Raw genomic sequence first — 17,638 nt, 5'->3', positions numbered from 1 at the left:
TACGCATTCAGTTGGGTTTGATCTGTGCTTCGCGGAAGGCCGATGGCCAAGGTGACAAGACGGAGCGGGGTAAGGCTCTTCATGGGCATGTGTAAAATTTTCAAAATGTTGCCTTCTCACCAGGCTTGAGCGGCAGGACGCGGGTGCTGGTGGTGCCCAAGGCCTGAATGAATTCCTCCGGCGTACCTTTGCCCAGAGGATTAGCACCGTAGTGCATGGGTATGGCCGTGCCTGGTTTGAGCCACTCGCGCGTGGCATAGGCTGCATCGACCGGGCCCATGGTGAAGTTGCCGCCTATGGGGATCAGCAGCACATCGGGTTTGTAGTATTCGCCAATGAACTTCATGTCACCGAACAAACCGGTGTCGCCCATGTGGTAAATCTTCAGGCCGTTTTCCAATTCGATGATGAAACCCACCGGCTCGCCGCCCACATGGGTTTCGTCCTGGTTGCTGGCCGGGTTCTTCCAGACATACAGCGACGAATGCTCGGCCCTGACTGCCGTGATGCGTATGCCGGGCACATCGGCAAAGGGTGTCACCGTGCCGCCTTTGTTCAGGCGCGGTGCGAGTTCGGGCGGCAGCACTTTCAGCACGGTCAGGGTCTGGTTCAAATCGCCCGGCGCGTAGACGCGCGCCTTGTGCATCAGTGCCAGTGCAGGCGCATCGGCAATATGATCGAAGTGGCCGTGAGTGACCAAAATCAAGTCCACCTTGCCCAGTTTTTCAAGCTCTTTGTACTCCGGCGGCGTACGCGGATTCGAACGCAACCAGGGGTCGATGACGATGACCTTGCCCGAGGGGGTGGTGAGCCTGAAGGCCGCTTGCCCCAACCACAGTAGTTCGATTTTTCCGGTTTGGGCTCCTGCGGGAATACCCCAGGCCAGCAGCAGGGCGGTAGCCAGCGAGACCAGCCAACGGTGGGGTGTGCTGCGGGTTGCTTGCGCTGGCCTGATGGCCCGGCAGTACCGCAGCAGAAAGATTTGGAAAGGATGGTTCATGCAGGTCTTTTGTTGTGAAAGGACTAGGAGTCTGCGCGGCAGAGGCGTCGAAGTTTTGCAGCCGACGCCCCTTCTGCCGCGCAGACTTTTGACCTTGGCTGTATTGTGGGAAGCTGGCCCCCTCCTGATAAGCGCGGCGGAGCACTATCAGCTATAGCGCTTTGATCTAACCGAGTCTTGGCTATCCAAAATCATGTTCATGCACCACGGGCTGTCAAGCTGCGAAAAAATGCCGCGTGCAGGTGCAGGTGCAGGTGCAGGTGCTGGTGTAGGTGCTGGGATGTATGTGGCCTATTGAGGGCAGCCATGGCGCGGTTTCGGCCATTTGGTGGCTTGTTCGCCGCTTTCAGATGTAAGGCTTGATGGCGTCGAGTACCACCGACTTGACCACTTCGATCGCCATTTTCTGGGTATCCGTACTGGCGCGACGCGATGAGCGCACCAGCATCAGCTCGCTCATGATGCGCGGCGATCGGATGCTGCGCAAGGTGAAGATCGCAGTGTCTTCGACGTTGCTAAGCGTGTAGCTGGGCAGCACGGCGTGGCCCATGCCCTCACGGACCAGGCTCAGGATGGCGTTCAGGCCGTCTACCTCCAGCGTGACTTGCGGCTTGCAGCCAATCGTGATCATTTCGCCTTCAATCAGGATGCGAAAGGCGTTCGGACGGCTGGGCAGAATCAGGGGAAGGGTGGCGACTTCGGCCAGGTTTATCGGCTGCCGCTTGTCCGAGCCCCTCTTTTTGGCGGCACCTGCCTTGACGCTGGCCTTGCGCGAAATCAGCACCAGCTCTTCCGAGTGCAGCGTGGTGGTTTCCAGCTCGGGAGAGCGATCGGAGTTGTAGAGCACCGCCATGTCCAGATTGCCAACACGTAGGCCCTCCAGCATCAGGATGGAAAACCCTTCGGTCAGGGTCAGCTGTGCATGCGGCAGTTGCTGCCGGAAGGCCCGGGACAATGGAACGGTGATGAGTTTGGACAGGCTGGGCGGCAGGCCGATGGAGACCCGGCCGGCCAGGCCGCCGCGCGCCGCGCCCAGCTCCTCGCGCGCCACCTCCACCTGATGCAGGATGCCGCGCCCGTGTTTGAGCAACAGCTTGCCGGCTTCCGTGGGAATGGCGCCACGCCCGGTGCGCGTGAGCAGGTTCTGACGCAACTCGACTTCCAGCAGACGGATCTGGCGGCTGAGGGCCGGCTGGGCGATGTCCAGCGCGATGGAAGCGCGGGTGAAGCTACCCAGTTCGGCCACGCGCACGAAATATTCGAGTTGCTTGAGATCCATGACGTTGTTTTTGAATAACCTTTGGTGAATTATGCCCAAATGGTATACCTGCTAGTCGGGGCAAGGCCTTTTCCTGCGCCGCAGAACCCAACAGAATGGGGCCATGCAAACTGCCGCTTTCGTGCTCAAGGGTATTTCGTCCATGGCCACCCGGCAGGTGCTGGCCGAGCTGGTTTCCGCGTTCGAACGGCAGTCGGGTTGCGCGGTCACGATGGAGGCGGTGGGCGGGGTCGATGCCGCCAAACGTGTGCAGGCCGGTGAAATTTTCGACGTGGTGGTGCTGGCCTCTGACGCCATCGACAAACTCACAACTGTTGGCCATCTTCAGGCGGGCAGCAAAGTCGATCTGGTCCGATCCGGCGTTGCCGTGGCGGTCCGCGCGGGTGAGCCGTTGCCAGACCTCGCCTCTGAAGAGGCGGTGAAACGCGCCGTGCTGGCCGCGCGCAGCATCAGCTACTCGACCGGGCCCAGTGGTGTGGCGCTGGTCAAACTGTTTGAGCGCTGGGGCATTGCTGGTGAGATTGCTGGCCGCGTGGTGCAGGCGCCGCCGGGTGTTCCCGTCGGCACGCTGGTGGCGCGTGGCGAGGTCGAGCTGGGTTTCCAGCAACTGAGCGAGCTGCTGCACGTCGAGGGCATCAGCGTGGTGGGCCCGCTGCCGCCGGCCATCCAGATCACCACCACTTTTTCCGCTGGCGTTCACGTCAGCGTGACAGCCGGTTCAGCACAAGCCGGGCGCGTGCACGCCCTGCTGGACTACATGCGCTCGCCGCAGGCCGCAGAAACGAAACAGCGCCAGGGCATGGACCCGGCCTGAACCAAATAACAACTCAACGCGAACACAACACGAACACAGGAAAACAGATGAGCCTCATCATTGACTGCCACGGCCACTACACCACCGCGCCCAAGGCGCTGGAGGCCTGGCGCAACCAGCAGATCGCCAGCATCAAGGACCCTTCGGTCAAGCCGCGCGTGGCCGACCTGAAGATCAGCGACGACGAGCTGCGCGAGTCCATAGCGACCAACCAGCTGCGCCTGATGAAAGAGCGCGGCAGCGACATCACGCTGTTCTCGCCGCGCGCCAGCTTCATGGCGCACCACATCGGCGACTTTGAGGTGTCCAGCACCTGGGCGGCCATTTGCAATGAGCTCTGCTTTCGTGTCAGCCAGCTGTTTCCCGAGCATTTTATGCCGGTGGCCATGCTGCCGCAGTCACCCGGCGTGGACCCAAAAACCTGCATCCCCGAGCTGGAAAAATGTGTGAAAGAGTATGGCAACGTCGGCATCAACCTCAACCCGGACCCTTCCGGCGGCCACTGGACCAGCCCGCCGCTGACCGACAAGCTCTGGTACCCCATCTACGAAAAGATGGTCGAGTACGACCTGCCGGCGATGATCCATGTGTCCACTTCCTGCAACCCGGCCTTTCACACCACCGGCGCGCATTACCTCAATGCTGACACCACGGCTTTCATGCAGCTGATCCAGGGCGATCTGTTCAAGGACTTCCCGACACTGCGTTTTTTGATTCCGCACGGCGGCGGCGCCGTGCCTTACCACTGGGGACGCTTTCGTGGCCTGGCGCAGGAGATGAAGCGTCCGCTGCTCAAAGACCATCTGCTTAACAACGTCTTCTTTGACACCTGCGTCTACCACCAGCCGGGCATCAACCTGCTCAACACCGTGATCCCGGTCAAAAACGTGTTGTTCGCCTCGGAGATGATTGGTGCGGTACGCGGCATCGATCCGGAGACCGGCAACTATTACGACGACACCAGGCGCTACATCGAAGCCTCCACGATCCTGAGCGCCGACGACAAGCACCAGATCTACGAAGCCAACACGCGCCGCGTGTTCCCGCGCCTCGACGCGCTGCTCAAACAACAGGGGAAATGAACATGTTCGAACTTGGCGTTGTTTATCGCAACATCACACGGGCCGACCGCGCTGCGGCCGACCGCATGGCGAAGTACGGTTCGGCCACGGTGCACGAGGCCATGGGCCGCGTGGGCCTGATGAAAACTTATATGCGCCCGATCTACCCCGGTGCGCAGATTTCGGGCACGGCGGTGACCGTGTTGCTGCAGCCCGGTGACAACTGGATGATGCATGTGGCGGCCGAGCAGATTCAGCCCGGTGACATTGTGGTGGCGGCCTGCACCACCGACAACACCGATGGGTTTTTTGGCGACCTGTTGGCAACAAGCTTTATGGCGCGCGGTGCGCGCGGCCTGATCATCGACGGGGGTTGCCGCGATGTGAAGACGCTGCAGGAAATGGGTTTTCCGGTGTGGAGCCGTGCCATCAGTTCCAAGGGTACGGTGAAGGCCACGCTGGGGTCGGTCAATATCCCCGTGGTTTGCGCCGGCATGGCTGTCCATCCAGGCGACGTGATTGTGGCCGATGACGACGGTGTGGTGGTGGTGCCCGCCGCGCTGGCGGCCGCGACCGCCGACGCCGCCGCTGCACGCGAAGCCAACGAGGGCGAAAAGCGCGCCAAGCTGGCTTCCGACATTCTGGGCCTGGACATGTACAGCATGCGCGGGCCGCTGGAAAAAGCCGGCCTGCGTTACATCGATTGAGTCGACAGTGGTCATTGCGGACTTGATCCGCAATCCATGGTGGCGTGCCAGTACATTGCCATGGATGCCGGATCGTCCGGCATGACAAACCTTTGAAGGATTCCGGTGACACTTCCAAATTTCTCCCGCCGACTCGGCCTTTCTCTGCTTCTGTCGACGGCAGCGCTGCTGGCCGCCTGCGCCGGGCTCACGCCGCCGGCTGATCCTGCGGCACGCCAGGCCTTGGCGCCCACCGGCGTGTTGCGCGTCGGAGTCTACGCCGGAAGCCCCACCTCGCTGGTGCGTGACCCCAAGACCGGCAAAAGTGCCGGTGTGGCGCTGGAACTTGGACAGGCACTGGGCCAGCAGCTTGGCGTGCCGGTGCAAGTGGTCGAGTTCAGCCGTCTCGCGCTGGTGCTGGATGGCATCAAGGCGGGGACGGTGGATTTCACGTTCACGAATGCCACCGAGGTCCGCGCCCGGGACATGGACTTCACGGAGCCACTGATCCGGCTCGAACTCGGCTACCTGGTGCCGCCACCGTCCACTCTGGTCGTCAATGAAATGGACCGCAGTGGCGTGCGTGTCGGTGTGGCCCAGGGCAGTTCGTCCCAAGGCGCGCTGGGGCGCCTGTACAAAAACGCGACCGTGGTGCCGGCCGCTTCGCTGGAGATGGCGCAGCAGATGTTGCGGCAGGGCCAGCTGGATGCTTTTGCCACCAACAAGGGCATCCTGTTCGAGATGTCGGACCAACTGCCCGGTTACCGGGTGCTCGACGGCCGCTGGGGCCTGGAGAGTCTGGCAATTGCGATTCCCAAAGGCCGCGAAGCCGGCATGCCTTATCTTCGCCAGTTTGCGCGTGACGCGCAATCCAGCGGCCGCCTGTCGGCCATCGTGGCTGTGGCCGGATTGCGCGGCTTGGCGCGTGTTGACTGACCTTCCTTCCTTTATTTCAAACGGACGCCATCATGAACACATCGATTCTTCGCACCGGCCTTTCCGGACTCTTCGGGTTGCTGGCCGTCACCGCCGCGGTGTTGCCGTTGCAGGCGGCTGCGCAGGCTTATCCCACCAAACCCGTGAAAATTGTGGTCGGCTACTCGGCTGGCGGCGCGGTGGACATCGTGGCCCGGACCCTGGGCCAAAGCCTGAGCGGCAGCCTGGGCCAGCCCTTCATCATTGAAAACAAACCCGGCGCAGGCACCAACATCGCGGTCAAACAGGTCATCGATGCCCCTGCCGACGGCTACACCCTGATGCTGGCGGCCAATGCCCTGGCCGCCAACATGTCGCTGTACCAGCCGGCGCCGTTTGACGCCGAACGCGAGATGGTCGCGATTTCCCTGGTGGGTCGCGTGCCCGTCGTGATCGCGGCCAACGTCAATGCGCCTTACGCCAACATCGCCAAGTTGATTGAGGCAGCCAAGGCCAAACCGGGCTCGATTGCGTTTGCCAGTCCCGGCAATGGCTCCACACCGCACATGGCGGGCGAGCTGTTCGCGCGTGCGTCCGGCATGGATCTGCAGCACATTCCCTACCGCGGCGGCTCGCAGGCCATCACCGACGTGATTGGTGGCCAGGTGCCGCTGCTGGCCATGAATGCGCTTGAGGTCAGCCCGCATGTCAAAAGCGGCAAGCTCAAGGTGCTGGCCGTGCTGAGTCCGAATCGATCGGCGATCTTCCCTGATGTGCCGACGATTGCCGAATCCGGTTTTCCCGGTTTCGAGGCGTCTGTCTGGTACGCGCTGATGGCGCCAGCCGCCACGCCCAAGCCCATCGTCACCCAGTTGCACGCTGAAGTGCAGAAGGCGCTGAAAACGCCCGAGGTGCAGCAGCGCATGACGGCCGTCGGCGGCGAGGTGTTGCCCGGCAGCATGGCCATGGTCGCAAGCCTGATCAGCAGCGAACGGCAGCGCTACGCAAAACTGGTGCGTGAAGCCAACATCAAACCCGATTGAAAACGATGGAATTCACCAAAACGCCTGGTTGGCTCGACTGGTACACCGGCCCCAGCAAGCCGCAATTCAAATTGCCACCGGGCAGCGTCGATGCGCACTGCCATGTGTTCGGCCCGGGTGCGCAGTTTCCCTATTCACCGGAGCGCAAGTACACGCCGTGTGACGCGTCGAAAGATCAGTTGTTCGCGCTGCGCGACCAACTGGGATTCGACAAAAACGTGATTGTGCAGGCCACCTGCCACGGCAGCGACAACCGCGCGTTGGTGGATGCCCTCAGGCATTCGGACAACAAGGCGCGCGGCGTGGCCACGGTCAAACGCGATGTATCCGACGCCGAGCTCCAGGACATGCATGGCGCCGGCGTGCGCGGCACGCGTTTCAACTTCGTCAAACGCCTGGCCGACTTCACGCCGCCCGAAGTGCTGCTCGAAATTGCCCAGCGCATTGCGCCGCTCGGCTGGCATGTGGTGGTGTACTTCGAGGCGCAGGACCTGCCTGAGCTGTACGACTTTTTCACCGCACTGCCGACCACGGTGGTGGTAGACCACATGGGCAGGCCCGATGTCAACAAGCCGGTGGAGGGCCCTCAATTTGCACTGTTTGTAAAGATGATGCGCGAGCACGAGAACATCTGGAGCAAAGTGAGTTGCCCCGAGCGCTTGAGCGTGTCCGGTCCGCCAGCCCTGAACGGTGAGCAAAACGCCTACCGTGATGTGGTGCCTTTTGCGCGGCACGTGGTGGAAACCTTTCCTGACCGTGTGCTCTGGGGCACCGACTGGCCGCACCCCAACCTGAAGGACCACATGCCTGACGACGGCCTGCTGGTGGACTTCATCCCGCACATTGCAAGGACTGCCGAACTGCAACGCAAGCTGCTGGTGGACAACCCCACCAGGCTGTACTGGAACTGAGCCCACTACAAAAGCAGGAGACAAACCATGAACGTGTATGCCCCCCATCTTCGACTGACATGCGCCTCCGTGGCAACGGCCGCGCTGCTCTCTGCCTGCAGCACCACGGGCCCGGCGTTCGCACCGGTGAGCCTGGGGACAGACCCTGCCGCGGCCTGCGCGCGCCTGGGCACCCCCATTCCTGCCAGCCTTATTGGCCTGCCCAGCGGTGCGGCCAGCATTGACTCGACCCGCCTGACGCAGCCGGTGGCCTTGAGCGTGGCCGATCGCGGTCCCACGCCGGCGGCGCGCATCACGCCAGCCACCCCTGCGCATTGCCAGGTGCTGGGCCGCATTGCCCCGCTTGATCCAAAGGCTCCGCCCATCCTGTTTCAGGTCAATCTGCCGCTGCAGTGGAACGGCCGTAGCGTGCAGTACGGTGGTGGCGGTTTCAATGGGACTTTGATCAACGCCCTGGGGCTGATTCCCGCCGCGCGCTTTGACCAACCCACGCCGCTTGCGCAAGGCTTCGTGACCTATGGCACCGACTCCGGCCACCAGAATGCGCCGGGCGTGCCGCCGCAGGCTTTTGCGGCGAATGACGAGGCGCTGGTCAACTTCGCCCATGCTTCCTACAAAAAGGTGCGTGACGTGGCTGTGGCCCTGATGCAGCAGGCCTATGGCCGCAGCCCGGCGAAGCTGTATTTTGTCGGGAGCTCAGAGGGTGGGCGTGAAGGCCTGACCATGGCCCAGCGTTATCCAAATGATTTCGACGGCATCTTCAGCCGCGTACCGGTGATCAACTGGACGGCGCTGCAGTTCGCTGGCACCCGCAACGGCCTGGCGACGATGGACGGGGGCTGGATGCGGCCTGCGCAGGTGCAGCTTGTCCATGACGCCGTGCTGGCTTCGTGCGACGCGGCAGACGGCCTGGCCGACGGTGTTGTTTCCGACTTTGCGGGCTGCCGCACGCGCTTCGACGTGATGAAGCTGCGCTGCGCCGCCGGCCAGGGCGGTGATGTCTGCTTGAGCGACGCCCAAGTGCGCGCTGTGCAGACATTGCATTCGCCCTACCGCATGCCGTTTGCGTTGACCAATGGCGTGACGGAATATCCCGGCTGGGGTGTTTCGGGCGAGGCAACACCCGCTTTCGGCCCCACCGGTGGCTGGAATGCCTGGTGGCTGGGCACAAGCGCACCGGCGCAACCGCCGCAGCCTACCAACGGTATCGCATGGTTTTATGGCAGCGGCGCGGTCCAGCATTTTTACGCCCGTGATCCCGCCTTCGACGTGCGCAACTTCAAGCCCGAGAACTTCGCCGCGCGGATAGGCCAGGTCTCTGCATTGATGGACGCCACCGACCCCGACCTGACCGCTTTCAGCGCGCGCGGCGGGAAACTGATGCTGCTGGAGAACATGGCCGACTATGCACAGAGCCCTTACGTTGGCATCCGTTATTACGAATCTGTGGTGGCACGGATGGGGCAGGGCAGCGTGGACCGCTTCTTCAAGCTCTACACTGCACCGGGTGTGGACCACGTGGGCAGCGGTGCACCGGCCAATGCGGACATCCTGCCTGCGCTGGTCGCCTGGGTCGAGCGCGGCCAGGCGCCGGCCGGGCTGCAACTGTTTGAGCAGCCGGTGGTGCCACCGTTCGCGGCCGCCCGCTCCCGTCCGCTGTGTGAATGGCCGCTGTGGCCGCGCTACCGCGCTGGCGATGCGGCCCAGGCCGCAAGTTTTGAATGCATCAAATGACAGGAGGCAACCATGCCGCTCGATAAACCTTACCTTGATGTTCCGGGTACCACCATTTTTGATGCCGAGCAATCGCGCCTGGGTTATCACCTGAACCAGTTCTGCATGTCGCTGATGAAGGCTGCCAACCGCGAGCGTTTCAAGGCCGATGAACGCGCCTACCTTGACGAATGGGCGATGACCGAAGAGCAGAAACAGGCGGTGCTGGCGCGTGACCTGAACCGATGCATCAAGGCCGGCGGCAACATCTACTTCCTGGCCAAAATAGGCGCCACCGACGGCAAGAGCTTCCAGCAGATGGCAGGCAGCATGACCGGCATGACCGAAGAGGAATACCGCGACATGATGATAGGCGGAGGCCGCTCTGCCGAGGGCAACCGCGTGCTCGGCGAGGACGGCACAGCGCAGGCCCACCGCCAGCCACAGGGCCGAGCCGGCCAGAAAACCACTTCCTGATGACCATGGCAAAAATTACCGCATCCGTCTACACCTCCCACGTGCCTGCCATTGGCGCGGCGCTTGACCTCGGCAAAAGCGGCGAGCCCTACTGGCAGCCCGTGTTCAAGGGTTACGAATTCTCGAAACACTGGATGGCGGAGAACAAGCCTGACGTGATTTTCCTGGTCTACAACGACCATGCCACGGCCTTCAGCCTTGACATGATTCCGACCTTTGCGATTGGCTGCGCCGATTCCTTCACACCGGCCGATGAAGGCTGGGGCCCGCGTCCTGTGCCTGTGGTGCAGGGGCACCCGGAACTGGCGGCGCATATTGCGCAGTCGGTGATCCAGCAGGACTTTGACCTGACCATCGTCAACAAGATGGACGTGGACCACGGCCTGACCGTGCCGCTGTCGCTGATGTGCGGCCAGCCACAGGCCTGGCCTTGTCCGGTGATTCCGTTTGCCGTCAATGTGGTGCAATACCCGGTGCCCTCGGGTCGGCGCTGTTTCGAACTCGGCAAGGCCATCCGCAAGGCGATTGAAAGTTTTGACAAACCCCTGAATGTCCAGATCTGGGGCACGGGCGGCATGAGCCACCAGCTGCAGGGTCCGCGCGCCGGCCTGATCAACAAGGAATTCGACAACGCCTTCCTGGACCAGCTGATTGACGACCCCGAGGGCCTTGCGTCCAAGCCGCACATCGACTATGTGCGCGAGGCCGGTTCGGAGGGCATCGAACTTGTGATGTGGCTGATCGCCCGCGGCGCCATGGCCGATGTGGCCGGTGGACCCGTGCCCACGGTGGCACACCGTTTTTACCATGTGCCCGCCAGCAATACCGCGGTGGGTCATTTGATTCTGGAGAACAAGTAATGCCCCCACGTTCATATCCATTCACTGCCCCACTAGGGGGCGTTCGCCTCCTTGAGGCGGCTCAGCGGAGTCTCCAATGACCAAAACCATTAAAGTCGCGCTCGCCGGCGCCGGTGCCTTCGGCATCAAACACCTGGACGGCATCAAGAACATAGCTGGCGTTGAAGTCGTCTCGCTGATCAGCCGCGACCTGGACAAGACCAAAGAAATTGCCGCCAAGTACGGCATCGCCCATGTCAGCACCGATCTGGCCGACAGCCTGGCGCTCAAGGAAGTCGATGCCGTCATTTTGTGCACGCCGACGCAGATGCACGCGGAGCAGTCGATTGCCTGCATGAAGGCCGGTAAACATGTGCAGGTCGAAATTCCACTGGCCGATACCCTCAAGGGCGCGCAGGAGGTGGTGGCGCTGCAGAAGCAGACCGGGCTGGTCGCCATGTGTGGCCACACCCGCCGCTTCAATCCCAGTCACCAGTATGTGCACAAGGAAATCGAGGCCGGCCGCTTCAACATACAGCAGATGGACGTGCAGACCTATTTCTTCCGCCGCAGCAACATGAACGCACTGGGCCAGCCGCGCAGCTGGACCGATCACCTGCTGTGGCACCACGCGGCGCACACGGTCGATTTGTTTGCCTACCAATGCGGCAGCCCCATCGTGAAGGCCAACGCCATCCAGGGGCCGATTCACCCGGCGTTGGGCATTGCGATGGACATGAGCATCCAGCTCAAGGCGGCCAATGGCGCGATCTGCACGCTGTCGTTGAGCTTCAACAACGACGGACCGCTCGGAACCTTTTTCCGCTACATCGGCGACACGGCCACTTATCTGGCCCGTTATGACGATCTGTTCAATGGGAAAGAGGAAAAGATCGACGTGAGCAAGGTGGATGTGTCGATGAACGGCATCGAGCTGCAGGACCGCGAATTTTTTGCCGCCATCCGCGAAGAGCGTGAACCGAACAGCAGCGTCGCCCAGGTGTTGGCTTGCTACGAAGTGCTGCACGAGCTGGAGCAGCAACTGGCCTGAGCGCGGTCTTGATGGCCTGCTATCAAAGCCGGTCGGCTTCGGCGCGCAACGCGTCGCCGTGCTGGTCCAGCGCTGGCGCGGCCATCGGTGTCGGCCCCGGTGTCCGGCCAAATTTCCATGCTCGGGTGAAACCGCGGTAGCGGCCCGCGACGGGGTGCTCATAGGTCTGGATCATGTCCTCTTCCAGTGCCTGGGGAAAATCAAACATGTCCTCGACGGAGCGCGCCGCGGCGCAGGGCACCTCTTCCCCAAACAGCGCCTCCCACTCCAGCGCGCTGTGTAGCGCCAGCGCAACGTGCAGGAGCGGCACAATTTCTGCATGATGCTGGGCGCGCTTGCGAACCGTGTCGTAACGCTCGTCCAGCAATTCTGGCAGGCCCGTCCTCTCGCACAGTGCCCGCCAGAAATGCGGCGTGTTGGCCGAAATGTACAAATAGCCTTCCTGGGTAGGATGGATGCCGGTGATTCCACCTGAGCGCATGTCCCGGCCAACTTCACGCGGCTCGCTGTCCGCCCACACCAGACGGGCAGACTGCATGGCGAGCGCCGAACGCAAAAGCGAGACACCGACATATTGGCCTTCGCCACTTTTCTCGCGCTCGTACAGAGCCGAAGAAACGCCGCCAGAGACAAGCGCAGCTGCGTAGTAGTCAACGACCGAGCCGTACAGGATTTCGGGCGGCTCGCCGCGTTTACCCTGGAGCGTGCACATGCCCGTCATCGTTTGCAGCACCTGGTCGTAGCCGGCCTTGTCTTTCAGCGGCCCTGTATCGCCATAACCGGTAACTGCGCAATAGACGAGGCGCGGATTGATGTCCTTGAGCTGCTCATAGGCGATCCCCAGGCGAGCCGGTACATTGGGCCGGAAGTTATGTACCAGCACGTCCGCGCTCCGCACCAGCGCCAGCAGGCGATCGTGGTCGCGCGCATCCTTGAGGTCCAGCACCACACCGAGTTTGCCCCGGTTGACTCCCAGGAAAGCGCGGCTCTCAGATTCCAGGGTGGAGGGGTATTTGCGCAGATTGTCTCCGGCCGGCGGCTCGACCTTGATGACCTCGGCGCCCTGGTCGGCTAGCAAAGAGCAACCATAAGGCCCAGCGATGTAAGCGCTGAGGTCGAGGACGCGTACGCCCGCAAGCGGGCCGCTTCTGTTCCCAGTCAAGCTCATGATTGATGGCTTCTGGCGTGTGAAATCAGTCTGCGACGATGTTTTGTTGCCGGGCCAGTTTTTTCCAGCGCTCAACGTCGCTAGCCACCACACTGGCGAACTGTGCCGGAGTGATGGGCCTGGCTTCGGCACCTTCACGCAGGAACTGCGCCTTGACTTCTGGCTTGGCCAGAATCTGATTGATTGCGGCGTTGAGCTTGCTGATCACGGGTGTTGGCGTGCCGGCAGGCGCGAGAAGGCCCCACCACAGCGAGAACTCGTAGCCCGGCACGGCCGTTGAAAAGGGCACCAGGTCGGGCGCGATGGCGCTCGGCGTGGCGCTGGTGATACCAATGGCGCGTACCTTGCCTGCGCGCACCATCGGCAACAGGCTGGGTCCGCTCGCCATCAGGACCTGGGTTTGTCCCCCGGCCAGGTCTGTGACGGCCGGGCCCATGCCGCGATAGGGAATGTGTGTGATGAACAGATTGCCAGCCTGGGCCTTGAGCAACTCGGTGCCGAACTGGTTGACGCTGCCCGTGCCCGAGGAGGCATAGTTGTAGGCGCCCGGCTTGGCGCGGATCGCGGCAATCAATTCCTTGGGAGATTTGGCGGCGAACTCATTGTTCACCGCGACGATGAAGGGACCTTCCGCAAACATCGCCACCGCTGCCAGCCCCTTGACAGGGTCGAACGGCATTTTTGGCTGGATCGCCGCGTTGGTCGTCATGCTGGAAGACACGGCGACCAGCGTATAACCGTCTGCCGTCGCGCGCACGACCGCTGCGGTTCCGGTCGTGCCGCTGGCACCGGGACGGTTGTCCACGATCACCGGCTGCTTCAGCGCATCACCCAATTCCCGGGCGATGACGCGCGCAAACACATCGTTCGAGCCGCCGGGTGGGTAAGGTACGACGATGGTGATGGGTTTGCTCGGATACGCGTCCTGCGCCTGAGCCACAGCGCCCGCAAAGGCGACCAGGGCCAAGGCGACCAAGGCGGCGAGGGAAGGGCGGCGCAGGGCGCGCCGTGTCAATGCTTGCATGATTGTCTCCTGGTGGTTGTTGTGATCATCCTGTGGGCAGCAGGCCCATGCGGCGCGCGCTCTCGACGACAGCTTCTGCACGGCGGACAAATGGCGCATCGACCATCCTGCCTTCGACCATGTAGGCGCCCATGCCGCGGGTGTGTGCATCGGCTGCGGCCTGCATCACCTTCAGCGCATGGGCAATCTGGGCATCACTCGGCCGGAAAGCCTGGTTGGCCAAGGCGATCTGGCTGGGGTGAATGCAACTTTTTCCCGAGAATCCTAAGCGCCGGGCGAGTTGCGCCTCGGCGAGATAAGCCTCGGGATTGCTGACGTCAGCGAATGCGCCATCGAAAGCGTCCACGCCTGCCTCGGCCGCCGCCATGCGGACTGCGAACAGCACCTGCCCAACGCAAGCCATGTCGCAACGGTCTATGCCCAGCGGTTCGAACAGGTCTCCCAGTCCGACCTGTAATCCCATCACCCGCGGATCGGCCGCGGCAAGGTCTGCAGCCTCGCGCAGTGCACGCGGGGCCTCGATATTGAGCAGCAACCGCACCGGGATGGACACACCGTTTGCACGTTCGGCGCGCGCAATGGCGGCCACCGCAGCACGGACCGCATCGACGCTCTCAGGCTTGGGCAGGTTCAGCACGTCCAGGCCGGGTTGAACCACGGCGGTCACGTCGGCGTCGAAGTGCGGCGTATCCATGGCATTCACACGCACGATCACCAGTTTGCGATCTGCTCCCGGGATGCGGGAGCGCAACCACTTTGTCACCGTTGCCCGTGCCTCGGACTTGCGGGTTTCCACCACCGCGTCTTCCAGGTCGATTGAAATGCCATCGGCGTCGCTGGCCAGGGCTTTGGCGAACAGTTCCGGCCTGGAACCCGGCACAAAGAGTTTGCTTCTCATGCCGGGAAGTCTCCGGGTTTTGGGCCTTCCGGTAAACCCGCAGCCGCTTGTTTAAAAAGATAGAAAATCTATTCTTTCAACTTCGCAACCATCTATGGAAACAGCATTCCTGCAGACCTTCGTGCTGGCCGCCGAGACCGGCTCGATGGCCGAAGCAGCACGTCGCCTGGGGCTGACGCCCGCAGCGGTCGCCTTGCAAGTACGCACTCTCGAACGTGATCTGGGCGTGCCCTTGATGGTTCGCTCGGGTCGCACCGTCTTGCCGACGCCTGCCGGTCACCGGCTGCTGGTGCGCGCCGGTGAACTGCTGCGCGACTTTGGCACGCTGCGCGCCGTGGTGCTGGAAGACGTTGTCGCCGGTGAGTTGCGACTTGGCACCATCAACACCGCATTGCATACGGTGCTTCCCGGCATCCTGGGCCGACTTGCCCGCGCGCACCCCGATGTGACCGTGTTCATTCAGTCTGGCCTCTCGCAACAGGTGGTCGAAGCCGTGCGCCGCGACGAGCTGGACGCGGCCGTCTGCCTGCACCCGGAGTTTGCCCTGGACAAGGCCACGGCCTGGGAATTGCTGCGCGATGAGCAGATGGTGGTGCTGGCGCCACCCGAATTTGCCGACCAGGATGCACTCCAGCTGTTGCGCACTCAACCGCTGCTGCGTTATGACCGCAGTCTGGGATTTGGCAAGCGCGCCGACGCTTACCTGCGTGATCACGGTATTGTTCCTCGCGAAAGGTTCGAGCTGAGCTCGCTGCTGGCGATCTCAATGATGGTGAGCGAGGGCTTGGGCGTTTCTCTGGTGCCTGACATTGCCTCACCGCTCACTCGGGGCCTGGACATTGCCCGGATCCAGCTGCCGGATCCTGTCACGCCTCGCCAGTTCGGCGTGTTGTGGCGGCGCGGTACCGCCCGAGCCCGCCTGGTGACGGCGTTTCTTGAGCAGGCGCGCGTGTCGGGCCCGGTCTGAAGCACCGCGGCGAATGCACAGTGCGGACGACGCAAGCCATGCAAACCACGCAAGTGCGACAGCTTCCGGTTTGGCTTAAGCTCACGCCATGCAACAACGAACCATCGCATCTTTCACTGTCTCGGCCATCGGCCTGGGCTGCATGAACCTGAGCCACGCCTACGGCACGCCGCCCTCTGCGGAGCAGAGCGAACGTGTGTTGCTGGCCGCGCTGGACGCCGGCGTCACGCTGTTTGACACAGCGGCGCTGTATGGCTTTGGCGCCAACGAAACCCTGGTCGGCAAGGTGCTGTCCAAACACCGCAGCAGCTTCACGCTGGCCAGCAAGGGCGGCATGTCGGGTGTGCATTTTGATGACGGTGTCAAACGTGTCATCGACGGCCGGCCCGAGGCCATCCGGAAAAATTGCGAAGACAGCCTGCAGCGCCTGCAGACCGACGTGATCGACCTGTATTACCTGCACCGCTGGGACAAGAAGGTGCCGATCGAAGACAGCGTAGGTGCCATGGCCGAGCTGGTGCGCGTGGGCAAAGTGCGGGCAATCGGCCTGTCCGAGGTCTCGGCCACAACGCTGCGCAAGGCTCACGCCGTGCACCCGATTGCCGCCGTGCAGACCGAATATTCGCTGTGGACGCGCAATCCGGAGATCGCGGTGCTGGAGGCTTGCCGTGAGTTGGGCGCGGCCTTTGTGGCCTTCAGCCCGGTGGCGCGCGGTTTTTTGTGCGATGCGCTGCACGATGTCGGCACGCTCGTGCCCAAGGATATTCGCGCTGCGATGCCGCGTTTTTCGCCCGACAACTACGCGGCCAACCTGAAGTTGCTCCCACCTTACAAGGCGCTGGCCGAAGAGGCCGGCTGCACGCCGGCCCAGCTAGCGCTGGCCTGGTTGCTGCACAAGGCGCCGCATATCATCCCGATTCCGGGCACAAGCAGCGTGGCGCATCTGCAGGAGGACCTGGCTGCGATGGATGTACGGCTGGACGCCGGCCTGCTGACCAGACTCGATGCACTGATCAGTCAGGGCACCGTGACCGGCCCGCGTTACAGCGCGCAGAGTGCCAGCGAAGTGGATACTGAGGAGTTTGGCGTCAGTGTTTGATCCTGATCGCTAAAAAAGGGCAGTCGTCGTACTGATGGCAAATCGCGCGTGACCAAGTATCAGGTGCAGATGTTGTCTTGCCTCAGTGCCAAAGCGCCACTGTTTACACTCCTGCGTCTTCCCGGTTAAAGGCAGAACTGAGCGCCATCACATGATCACCGTCCTGGTGGTAACATCATGTAACTACATTTGGGAGAGACTATGAAAACCTTGATTTTTGGGTCCTTGCTTGCGCTAAGTAGCCTGCCAGTACTTGCTCAATCCAATGTCGGTGATTTGCTGGATAAAGGCGCAAGAAAGCTCACGAAGGCGGACTACACCGCGATGGTTCCACTTCGCATCAAGTATGTCTGGCCAATCGGTGGAGGAGAGGGCGATCTTTTGTTTCAAGCCGACGGCACGCTGTCTGGCTCGGAGTATCACTATGGCAGTCGCAGCGAAAGCCCCGCCACGGGGGTCTGGTCGGCCGACGAGGATGGCAAGTGGTGTTCGAAGAAACACATGCCGGTCTGGAATTCACGTACCGACATGTGCTACTACACCTATCAGGTCGGTGAAGAGTTTTACGGCGCATTAAAGGATGAACGCAGCGCCCGGTTCTTCAAAATTAAATCCGTTACAAAGCAGCCATAACCTGCTTTCGTTCGATCGGGCGGCGGCCCCAAACTGACGTCCATCGAAAAAGGCCGGTGC

At 62.2% G+C, this 17,638-nt stretch carries 18 protein-coding genes; 13 read left to right on the top strand and 5 right to left on the bottom strand.

Going from position 1 to position 17,638, the window contains the following annotated elements; genetic code table 11:
- Nucleotides 1–100: 100 nt before the first annotated feature.
- Both IEX16_RS14555 and IEX16_RS14550 read right to left on the bottom strand, forming a co-directional pair.
- Nucleotides 101–1,000 carry a metal-dependent hydrolase gene (locus tag IEX16_RS14555; RefSeq protein WP_188709209.1) on the bottom strand — a complete coding sequence of 300 codons (900 nt, stop codon included), beginning with the start codon at nucleotides 998–1,000 and terminating at the stop codon, nucleotides 101–103.
- Nucleotides 1,001–1,346: 346 nt separating this feature from the next.
- Entirely contained in the window at nucleotides 1,347–2,279 is a 933-nt protein-coding gene (locus tag IEX16_RS14550; protein WP_188709208.1) for a LysR substrate-binding domain-containing protein, read from the bottom strand.
- A gap of 103 nt (nucleotides 2,280–2,382) precedes the next feature.
- On the opposite strand from IEX16_RS14550, the gene IEX16_RS14545 reads away from it, so the two are divergent.
- The 10 genes from IEX16_RS14545 to IEX16_RS14500 all read left to right on the top strand — a co-directional run bounded on the left by IEX16_RS14545 (nucleotide 2,383) and on the right by IEX16_RS14500 (nucleotide 11,789).
- The gene (locus tag IEX16_RS14545) at nucleotides 2,383–3,093 is read left to right on the top strand and encodes a substrate-binding domain-containing protein (RefSeq protein ID WP_373288354.1); all 711 of its coding nucleotides are present in this window, start codon (nucleotides 2,383–2,385) and stop codon (nucleotides 3,091–3,093) included.
- Between the two features lie 47 nt (nucleotides 3,094–3,140).
- The gene (locus IEX16_RS14540) at nucleotides 3,141–4,175 is read left to right on the top strand and encodes an amidohydrolase family protein (RefSeq protein ID WP_188709207.1); all 1,035 of its coding nucleotides are present in this window, start codon (nucleotides 3,141–3,143) and stop codon (nucleotides 4,173–4,175) included.
- Between the two features lie 2 nt (nucleotides 4,176–4,177).
- Entirely contained in the window at nucleotides 4,178–4,861 is a 684-nt protein-coding gene (gene ligK, locus IEX16_RS14535) for a 4-carboxy-4-hydroxy-2-oxoadipate aldolase/oxaloacetate decarboxylase (RefSeq protein WP_188709206.1), read from the top strand.
- Between the two features lie 105 nt (nucleotides 4,862–4,966).
- Nucleotides 4,967–5,776, top strand: coding sequence for a transporter substrate-binding domain-containing protein (locus IEX16_RS14530; protein ID WP_188709205.1), 810 nt, complete (start codon nucleotides 4,967–4,969; stop codon nucleotides 5,774–5,776).
- Nucleotides 5,777–5,808: 32 nt separating this feature from the next.
- Nucleotides 5,809–6,798, top strand: a complete 990-nt coding sequence (locus IEX16_RS14525) for a Bug family tripartite tricarboxylate transporter substrate binding protein (protein ID WP_188709204.1) — start codon at nucleotides 5,809–5,811, stop codon at nucleotides 6,796–6,798.
- A gap of 5 nt (nucleotides 6,799–6,803) precedes the next feature.
- Nucleotides 6,804–7,709 (top strand): amidohydrolase family protein, encoded by a 906-nt coding sequence (locus IEX16_RS14520; RefSeq protein ID WP_188709203.1) that lies wholly within the window; start codon nucleotides 6,804–6,806, stop codon nucleotides 7,707–7,709.
- A gap of 27 nt (nucleotides 7,710–7,736) precedes the next feature.
- On the top strand, nucleotides 7,737–9,443 hold the full coding sequence (locus tag IEX16_RS14515) for a tannase/feruloyl esterase family alpha/beta hydrolase (RefSeq protein ID WP_188709202.1): 1,707 nt from the start codon (nucleotides 7,737–7,739) through the stop codon (nucleotides 9,441–9,443).
- A gap of 12 nt (nucleotides 9,444–9,455) precedes the next feature.
- A complete protein-coding gene (gene ligA, locus IEX16_RS14510) occupies nucleotides 9,456–9,899 on the top strand; it encodes a protocatechuate 4,5-dioxygenase subunit alpha (protein ID WP_188709201.1) in 444 nt (147 codons plus the stop codon).
- A 5-nt stretch (nucleotides 9,900–9,904) separates the two neighbouring features.
- Nucleotides 9,905–10,759 (top strand): class III extradiol dioxygenase subunit beta, encoded by an 855-nt coding sequence (locus tag IEX16_RS14505; protein ID WP_188709200.1) that lies wholly within the window; start codon nucleotides 9,905–9,907, stop codon nucleotides 10,757–10,759.
- Between the two features lie 76 nt (nucleotides 10,760–10,835).
- Nucleotides 10,836–11,789: a Gfo/Idh/MocA family oxidoreductase gene (locus tag IEX16_RS14500; protein ID WP_188709199.1), complete on the top strand. Its 954-nt coding sequence runs from the start codon at nucleotides 10,836–10,838 to the stop codon at nucleotides 11,787–11,789.
- A gap of 22 nt (nucleotides 11,790–11,811) precedes the next feature.
- On the opposite strand, the gene IEX16_RS14495 is transcribed toward IEX16_RS14500, so the two are convergent.
- Genes IEX16_RS14495 through IEX16_RS14485 form a run of 3 tightly spaced genes read right to left on the bottom strand, consistent with a single transcriptional unit; the run spans nucleotide 11,812 to nucleotide 14,879 of the window.
- On the bottom strand, nucleotides 11,812–12,957 hold the full coding sequence (locus IEX16_RS14495; protein WP_188709198.1) for a CaiB/BaiF CoA transferase family protein: 1,146 nt from the start codon (nucleotides 12,955–12,957) through the stop codon (nucleotides 11,812–11,814).
- A gap of 25 nt (nucleotides 12,958–12,982) precedes the next feature.
- Nucleotides 12,983–13,981 (bottom strand): tripartite tricarboxylate transporter substrate binding protein, encoded by a 999-nt coding sequence (locus IEX16_RS14490; RefSeq protein ID WP_188709197.1) that lies wholly within the window; start codon nucleotides 13,979–13,981, stop codon nucleotides 12,983–12,985.
- A 25-nt stretch (nucleotides 13,982–14,006) separates the two neighbouring features.
- Entirely contained in the window at nucleotides 14,007–14,879 is an 873-nt protein-coding gene (locus IEX16_RS14485; RefSeq protein ID WP_188709196.1) for an HpcH/HpaI aldolase/citrate lyase family protein, read from the bottom strand.
- 94 nt (nucleotides 14,880–14,973) lie between these two features.
- On the opposite strand from IEX16_RS14485, the gene IEX16_RS14480 reads away from it, so the two are divergent.
- The 3 genes from IEX16_RS14480 (at nucleotide 14,974) to IEX16_RS14470 (ending at nucleotide 17,578) form a co-directional block, all read left to right on the top strand.
- Nucleotides 14,974–15,846, top strand: coding sequence for a LysR family transcriptional regulator (locus IEX16_RS14480; protein WP_188709195.1), 873 nt, complete (start codon nucleotides 14,974–14,976; stop codon nucleotides 15,844–15,846).
- An 88-nt stretch (nucleotides 15,847–15,934) separates the two neighbouring features.
- Nucleotides 15,935–16,945, top strand: coding sequence for an aldo/keto reductase (locus tag IEX16_RS14475; protein WP_188709194.1), 1,011 nt, complete (start codon nucleotides 15,935–15,937; stop codon nucleotides 16,943–16,945).
- 201 nt (nucleotides 16,946–17,146) lie between these two features.
- The gene (locus tag IEX16_RS14470) at nucleotides 17,147–17,578 is read left to right on the top strand and encodes a hypothetical protein (RefSeq protein WP_188709193.1); all 432 of its coding nucleotides are present in this window, start codon (nucleotides 17,147–17,149) and stop codon (nucleotides 17,576–17,578) included.
- The last annotated feature ends 60 nt before the right edge of the window (nucleotides 17,579–17,638 follow it).

It is taken from the genome of Polaromonas eurypsychrophila, from assembly GCF_014641715.1.
Taxonomy (GTDB): Bacteria; Pseudomonadota; Gammaproteobacteria; order Burkholderiales; family Burkholderiaceae_C; genus Polaromonas; species Polaromonas eurypsychrophila.
The sequence above is the reverse complement of the archived record's forward strand: the minus strand, read 5'-3'. Positions and strand labels throughout refer to the sequence as shown.

Excerpts from the sequence above, each read along its gene's own strand:
- IEX16_RS14555 (WP_188709209.1), bottom strand. The coding sequence starts at position 1,000 with ATGAACCATCCTTTCCAAATCTTTCTGCTGCGGTACTGCCGGGCCATC.
- IEX16_RS14550 (WP_188709208.1), bottom strand. The coding sequence starts at position 2,279 with ATGGATCTCAAGCAACTCGAATATTTCGTGCGCGTGGCCGAACTGGGT.
- IEX16_RS14545 (WP_373288354.1), top strand. The coding sequence starts at position 2,383 with ATGCAAACTGCCGCTTTCGTGCTCAAGGGTATTTCGTCCATGGCCACC.
- IEX16_RS14540 (WP_188709207.1), top strand. The coding sequence starts at position 3,141 with ATGAGCCTCATCATTGACTGCCACGGCCACTACACCACCGCGCCCAAG.
- ligK (WP_188709206.1), top strand. The coding sequence starts at position 4,178 with ATGTTCGAACTTGGCGTTGTTTATCGCAACATCACACGGGCCGACCGC.
- IEX16_RS14525 (WP_188709204.1), top strand. The coding sequence starts at position 5,809 with ATGAACACATCGATTCTTCGCACCGGCCTTTCCGGACTCTTCGGGTTG.
- IEX16_RS14520 (WP_188709203.1), top strand. The coding sequence starts at position 6,804 with ATGGAATTCACCAAAACGCCTGGTTGGCTCGACTGGTACACCGGCCCC.
- IEX16_RS14515 (WP_188709202.1), top strand. The coding sequence starts at position 7,737 with ATGAACGTGTATGCCCCCCATCTTCGACTGACATGCGCCTCCGTGGCA.
- ligA (WP_188709201.1), top strand. The coding sequence starts at position 9,456 with ATGCCGCTCGATAAACCTTACCTTGATGTTCCGGGTACCACCATTTTT.
- IEX16_RS14505 (WP_188709200.1), top strand. The coding sequence starts at position 9,905 with ATGGCAAAAATTACCGCATCCGTCTACACCTCCCACGTGCCTGCCATT.
- IEX16_RS14500 (WP_188709199.1), top strand. The coding sequence starts at position 10,836 with ATGACCAAAACCATTAAAGTCGCGCTCGCCGGCGCCGGTGCCTTCGGC.
- IEX16_RS14495 (WP_188709198.1), bottom strand. The coding sequence starts at position 12,957 with ATGAGCTTGACTGGGAACAGAAGCGGCCCGCTTGCGGGCGTACGCGTC.
- IEX16_RS14490 (WP_188709197.1), bottom strand. The coding sequence starts at position 13,981 with ATGCAAGCATTGACACGGCGCGCCCTGCGCCGCCCTTCCCTCGCCGCC.
- IEX16_RS14485 (WP_188709196.1), bottom strand. The coding sequence starts at position 14,879 with ATGAGAAGCAAACTCTTTGTGCCGGGTTCCAGGCCGGAACTGTTCGCC.
- IEX16_RS14480 (WP_188709195.1), top strand. The coding sequence starts at position 14,974 with ATGGAAACAGCATTCCTGCAGACCTTCGTGCTGGCCGCCGAGACCGGC.
- IEX16_RS14475 (WP_188709194.1), top strand. The coding sequence starts at position 15,935 with ATGCAACAACGAACCATCGCATCTTTCACTGTCTCGGCCATCGGCCTG.
- IEX16_RS14470 (WP_188709193.1), top strand. The coding sequence starts at position 17,147 with ATGAAAACCTTGATTTTTGGGTCCTTGCTTGCGCTAAGTAGCCTGCCA.